This is a genomic window from Coleofasciculus sp. F4-SAH-05 (assembly GCF_040222985.1).
GTDB lineage: Bacteria > Cyanobacteriota > Cyanobacteriia > Cyanobacteriales > Coleofasciculaceae > Coleofasciculus > Coleofasciculus chthonoplastes.
Map to the genome: position 1 here is coordinate 1 of NZ_JAVKBY010000192.1, position 4,930 is coordinate 4,930.

The window sequence follows — 4,930 nt, forward strand, 5'->3', positions numbered from 1 at the left end:
TCCCAAATGCGTTTAACCGCTATGGGATAGAGAGGTGCGTAGTTCACCCAAGGAGAATTAATCTCTCAAAGTAAAAGCGAAGGGAATTTCTGAAATGAAATTCAGTCTATCTATATTTGACTATACTTTTACAAACTATAATATTTAGGCAGTTCAGGGGCAATGGATGGATTGAATTCTTCCTCCTCCACACAAGCAGAACGGTTTCGGCGGCTTCAGAGTCAGTTGCGCGATCGCTCGTCTGGTATTGATCTGTTTGACCAGGACGATCGCGACATCTTGGTGGTGCCGTCTGTTACTGTGGATCAGCGAGAACTGGCGAAGATTCCGGGGTTTCTCCACTATGAGGAACGGCTGTTATTTTCCCTGATTCGCCTACGCAATCCTCGCACCCGCCTCATTTATGTGACGGCGGTACCGCTATCGCCGATAGTGATTGATTATTACTTACAACTTTTACCTGGAATTCCCTTTTCTCACGCTCGTGAGCGTTTGATGCTCCTCTCCACCTATGACGCCTCACTCAAACCCCTCAGCCAAAAAATATTAGAACGTCCCCGGCTAATGGCGCGAATTCGTCAGGCGCTGCGTCCGCACAAGTCGTACATGGTCTGTTATAATTCCACCCAGCTTGAGCGAGAATTATCGGTAAAACTGGGTCTACCGCTTCTCGCACCTGACCCCGATTTACTCCACTGGGGCACCAAGAGTGGGAGTCGGGAAATTTTTAAACTCAGTGGTGTTTCCCATCCCGATGGCTGGGAAACGCTTTGGACAGTGGACGAGTTGGTAGAAGCGGCGGCTGTGTTGTGGGAACGTCATCCCGATTTAAAGCGGATGGTGATTAAACTCAATGAAGGCTTTTCTGGGGAAGGGAATGCGATTTTAGATTTGAGAAAAATTCCCGACGCTGCGCCAGGGAAAGCATCGCATGAGCAACGAGTTGCAGCTATCCACAAAGACTTAGAACATTTAGGCTTTCAGGCAAATAATGAAACCTGGACTGAATTTTCCAGTCGCATCCCAGAGTTAGGCGTGATTGTCGAGGTATTTATTGAAGGAGAGAACAAGCGATCGCCCAGCGTACAAGGATATATTACCCCTCAGGGTGATGTGAAAATTCTCTCCACCCATGATCAAATTTTAGGGGGTCCAGACGGTCAGATTTATCTAGGATGTCGATTTCCCGCCGATGAAGGCTATCGCTTACCCTTACAAAAGATGGGAATTAAAGTGGGAGAAGCCTTGGCAGAAAAAGGTGCGATCGAGCGGTATGGCGTGGATTTTGTCGCTGTTCACCAGCCGGAGAAGGGGGAGAATGTTTGGGAGTTACAGGCGATCGAAATTAACTTACGTAAAGGGGGAACCACCCATCCGTTTATGTCGCTGCGGTATTTAACCAATGGTCATTACGACGCCTCAACGGGTTTATTTCACAGTCAGCAAGGTCGCCAGAAATATTATATCGCTACCGATAATTTACAACGGGATCATTACCGAGGGTTAATGCCTAATGATCTGATGGATATTATTACGCATTATCGCCTGCATTTTGATAGCAGTACCCGGACGGGGAATGTGTTTCATCTGATGGGCGCCCTCTCGGAGTTCGGCAAACTAGGATTAACCTGTATTGGTGATTCTCCTCCAGAAGCGGAGGCATTTTATAACCAGGTGATGCAAGTATTGGATCACGAAACCACCGGGACAGATAATGACCAGTTTTCTTATCCCTGTGAACCAATTTCTTGGTGTTCTAAGTGAGATCATAGTGCCACTTAACCGTTAGCTGGGCGGTTGGAACCCCACCTACGCTTTCCCCACTGTAGGGGCGGGTTGAGAAGCTCACTTCTCGCTTGTTCCCAATAACTCAACCACAAAACCCGCCCTTGGTTGCTGAGAATTGCTCAGTCAGACAACTCTGCTGAACTCTTTGTAAATTTATATTGCATATTATTTTTTTTTCAAAAAATAAATAAAAATTAATTTATCTCCCCATATAGAAAATTTTGGTATACGCTGTAAAGCAGATCAAAAAGTTAAGTCAACCACTACGACCGAAAAAACTTGTTGCCCCCAGCCTAAAATCAGATGCCTTACTTGGATGGTAATGATTTTAGAGACTTGAAGCATAGTTATCAGTTCAGTGGCGAATCGGACTGAATTTTTGGGTCAAAATCGCTCCGAATTATCTTAGGCAAAAATTATGAACAAAGACAATTTGCAAGACTTCTTTCTACATCCTTGTGCAAAATGATCAGCATCTCCAAGATTTACTCGGAGATGCCCCCGATCAAGATAGCTTCACTGATTTAGCCGTTCGCTTAGGTGAAGAAAAGGGCTATTCATTCACGGCTGAGGATGTCAAAGCGTTTATCAACCGTAAGACCACAGAAGTCAATCTTGAGTTACAAGATGAAGAACTCGAAGCCGTAGCTGGCGGTAAAAAGAAATGTTTGGGTCGGTTCACAACGGTTTGTTTTATTAGCAGACAGTGCTGGGGTAGCTACTGTTAGAAGCTACCCCGTCTTGGGAAAAGTTACAACGAATTAGATTGGGGTAATGGAAAATTTATGATTTTTTCCATTACCTTTTTCTAGGATATCACAGACATGGATCAAGGTGAAGGCGATGTACGTGCTAAACCTTTTGCAAGATTCAACAGCGGTCAAATTCCAGCGGTTGACTTTTTCTGCCTACCAGTTTATATTGCACCAACTTGGCTCCGATCCATCGATGGTAGCTTTCGGGGCTTGTGTTCAGGAAGAAGCAGTGGGATTAGCCCTAGCCGAAATTAAGCAAAATCAGAGTGCAGAGATTCTGTCGTTATTTGTCGAACCAACCTATCGAAATAAGGGCATTGGCAAAGCGTTACTCAATCGTTTAGAAGCTGAACTGGTTGAGAGGGGGTGTAACCAGGCAGAGTTAGTCTACACTCCAGGAAAGCCAACAACGCCAGTATTAGAAAAGCTACTGGAAACCAATGACTGGAGTGTACCGTACCCGAGAACGTTAATGTGTAAAGCTGAGGCAGCAACCGTTCTCCAAGCCCCTTGGATGCAGAAATATAGTCACCTGCCCTCCAATTACAGTATCTGTTCTTGGTTAGACGTAACTCCAGAGGAAAAGCAATTGATTCGACAGCAACAAGCCGAAACGGGCTGGATTCCCACTGACTTAGTTCCCTTTCAGCATGAAAAGAATTTAGAACCCTTAAACAGTCTAGCTTTACGCTATCAAGGTCAGATAGTGGGATGGCTGATTAATCATCGGCTAGCACCGAATACTATCCGCTACACCTGTAGCTTTGTCCGCCAAGAGTTACAGAAAAGGGGACGAATTATCTCGCTGTATGCCGAAGCAGCCCAACGTCAACTCGAAGCGGATATTGCCTATGGAATTTGGGTAACGCCTTTATTCCATGAACCAATGGTAGCCTTTATTAAAAATCGGCTGACGCCCTATCTACTCTATCTGCGAGAAACCCGAGGCACCTACAAGCAGCTTAACCAAACTCTTGAGCTCCATGTTTGAACCAAAGCGTGAACTCTTTCCCTCCAATTCCTTGCAGCGGCTTTCGTCTCCAGAAAAGCTTGATCAACTCCTACGAGTTGTCAAGCCGCAAAACTGGTTATCGTTGCTCTCCGTGGGGATGGCAATTGGAGTCACCGCCATTTGGAGTATTTACGGGCGAATCCCGGTAACGGTTGAAGGAAAAGGTGTGTTAATTTATCCGCGCCAAGTTGTTCCTGTCGAGTCAACCAGTGCCGGACAACTCCTCTCTTTAAATGTTCAGGTTGGAGATGTCGTCAAAAAAGGACAAGTTTTAGCCACTCTCGACCAAACGGAACTGCAAAAGCAATTGCAGCAGCAACGAGCCAAACTCACAGAACTAGAAGCTCAAAACTTGGCGGCCAGTTCTTTACAAGGCAAAGGTAGCTTACAGGAAATCCAAACCATTCGCCTACAACGGCAAAACAACCGGCAACGAATTCAAGAATTGCAAGCGTTAACTCCAGTTCTGAGAAAAACCAGCTTAGAATCGATTCAGAAACAACGAAAACAAATCCAGCAGCGTATCGCTGAACTGGAAGAGTTAGCGCCAATCCTCAAACAAAAAAGCCTGGAGTCTTTGGGCAAACAGCGTCAAAGCCTTCAGCAACAGATTGTCAATAGAGGCACCCGTTTCGGCAGTATTAACGAAGAAACCGCTTCCAGTCGGCTTGTGGGAATTACCTATTTATCGATTGCTGACGGGAAGAAAGTACAACCGGGCATGAACTTACAAATTACGCCCAAAACGGTCAAGCGAGAACGATTTGGCGGAATTGTCGGCACAGTCACCAGCATTTCTCCCTTTCCAGTCACCAAGGAAGCCGCCATTAGTGTTGTTGGCAATCCTGAAGTTGTCGAAGGTTTAGTGTCGCAAAAACCCGATGGGATGATGGAAATTGTTGCCGATTTAGTCGCCAATCCCTCCACAGCTAGTCGTTATCAATGGTCATCGTCTCAAGGACCACAGATGCAAATTTCTCCGGGGACAACAACTGTCGTTCGCATCAAAGTAGAAGAACGGGCACCGATTACCTATGTCTTTCCCATATTGAGGTCGATCAGTGGTATCTACTAATTTTAGTTGGGTCAGCTTTTTCAATCCCTGGGAAGTCCTCAAAAAATGGCGTCCAGGGAGACATAAACGGGTAAAAACACCGACGCTACTACAAATGGAGGCGGTAGAATGTGGCGCTGCTGCCCTGGGAATTATTTTAGGTTACTATGGTCGATTCGTACCGCTTCTAAAAACCTAGACAAACCTACCCATAAGTAATTCTGCCTTGGTATAAGTCCACGGTGTAACTTTTGGTCGATAACCGTTAACGCTGACGCTTGGCTGATACCCGGCATTGTTGCTCGATATCAGCCTTAACCA

General features: G+C 45.8%; 4 protein-coding genes and 1 pseudogene. All 5 read left to right on the top strand.

Annotated features, from left to right (window positions below):
* Positions 1–162 precede the first annotated feature (162 nt).
* Entirely contained in the window at positions 163–1,764 is a 1,602-nt protein-coding gene (locus RIG27_RS22815; protein ID WP_446348985.1) for a peptide ligase PGM1-related protein, read from the top strand.
* A 455-nt stretch (positions 1,765–2,219) separates the two neighbouring features.
* Complete coding sequence (locus tag RIG27_RS22820; protein ID WP_446348991.1) at positions 2,220–2,516, top strand: Nif11-like leader peptide family RiPP precursor; 297 nt, start codon at positions 2,220–2,222, stop codon at positions 2,514–2,516.
* Positions 2,517–2,631: 115 nt separating this feature from the next.
* A complete protein-coding gene (locus RIG27_RS22825) occupies positions 2,632–3,534 on the top strand; it encodes a GNAT family N-acetyltransferase (protein ID WP_446348987.1) in 903 nt (300 codons plus the stop codon).
* A complete protein-coding gene (locus RIG27_RS22830; protein ID WP_446348989.1) occupies positions 3,527–4,630 on the top strand; it encodes an NHLP bacteriocin system secretion protein in 1,104 nt (367 codons plus the stop codon). Before RIG27_RS22825 ends, RIG27_RS22830 begins: the two co-directional genes overlap by 8 nt.
* Positions 4,617–4,796 (top strand): annotated as a pseudogene (locus RIG27_RS22835) (hypothetical protein); the annotation flags it as partial. The gene RIG27_RS22830 and the pseudogene RIG27_RS22835, both read left to right, overlap by 14 nt.
* Positions 4,797–4,930 lie beyond the last annotated feature (134 nt).

What these genes read in the sequence shown, in the direction of transcription:
- RIG27_RS22815 (WP_446348985.1), top strand. Translation starts at nt 163, where the DNA reads ATGGATGGATTGAATTCTTCCTCCTCCACACAAGCAGAACGGTTTCGG.
- RIG27_RS22825 (WP_446348987.1), top strand. Translation starts at nt 2,632, where the DNA reads ATGTACGTGCTAAACCTTTTGCAAGATTCAACAGCGGTCAAATTCCAG.
- RIG27_RS22830 (WP_446348989.1), top strand. Translation starts at nt 3,527, where the DNA reads ATGTTTGAACCAAAGCGTGAACTCTTTCCCTCCAATTCCTTGCAGCGG.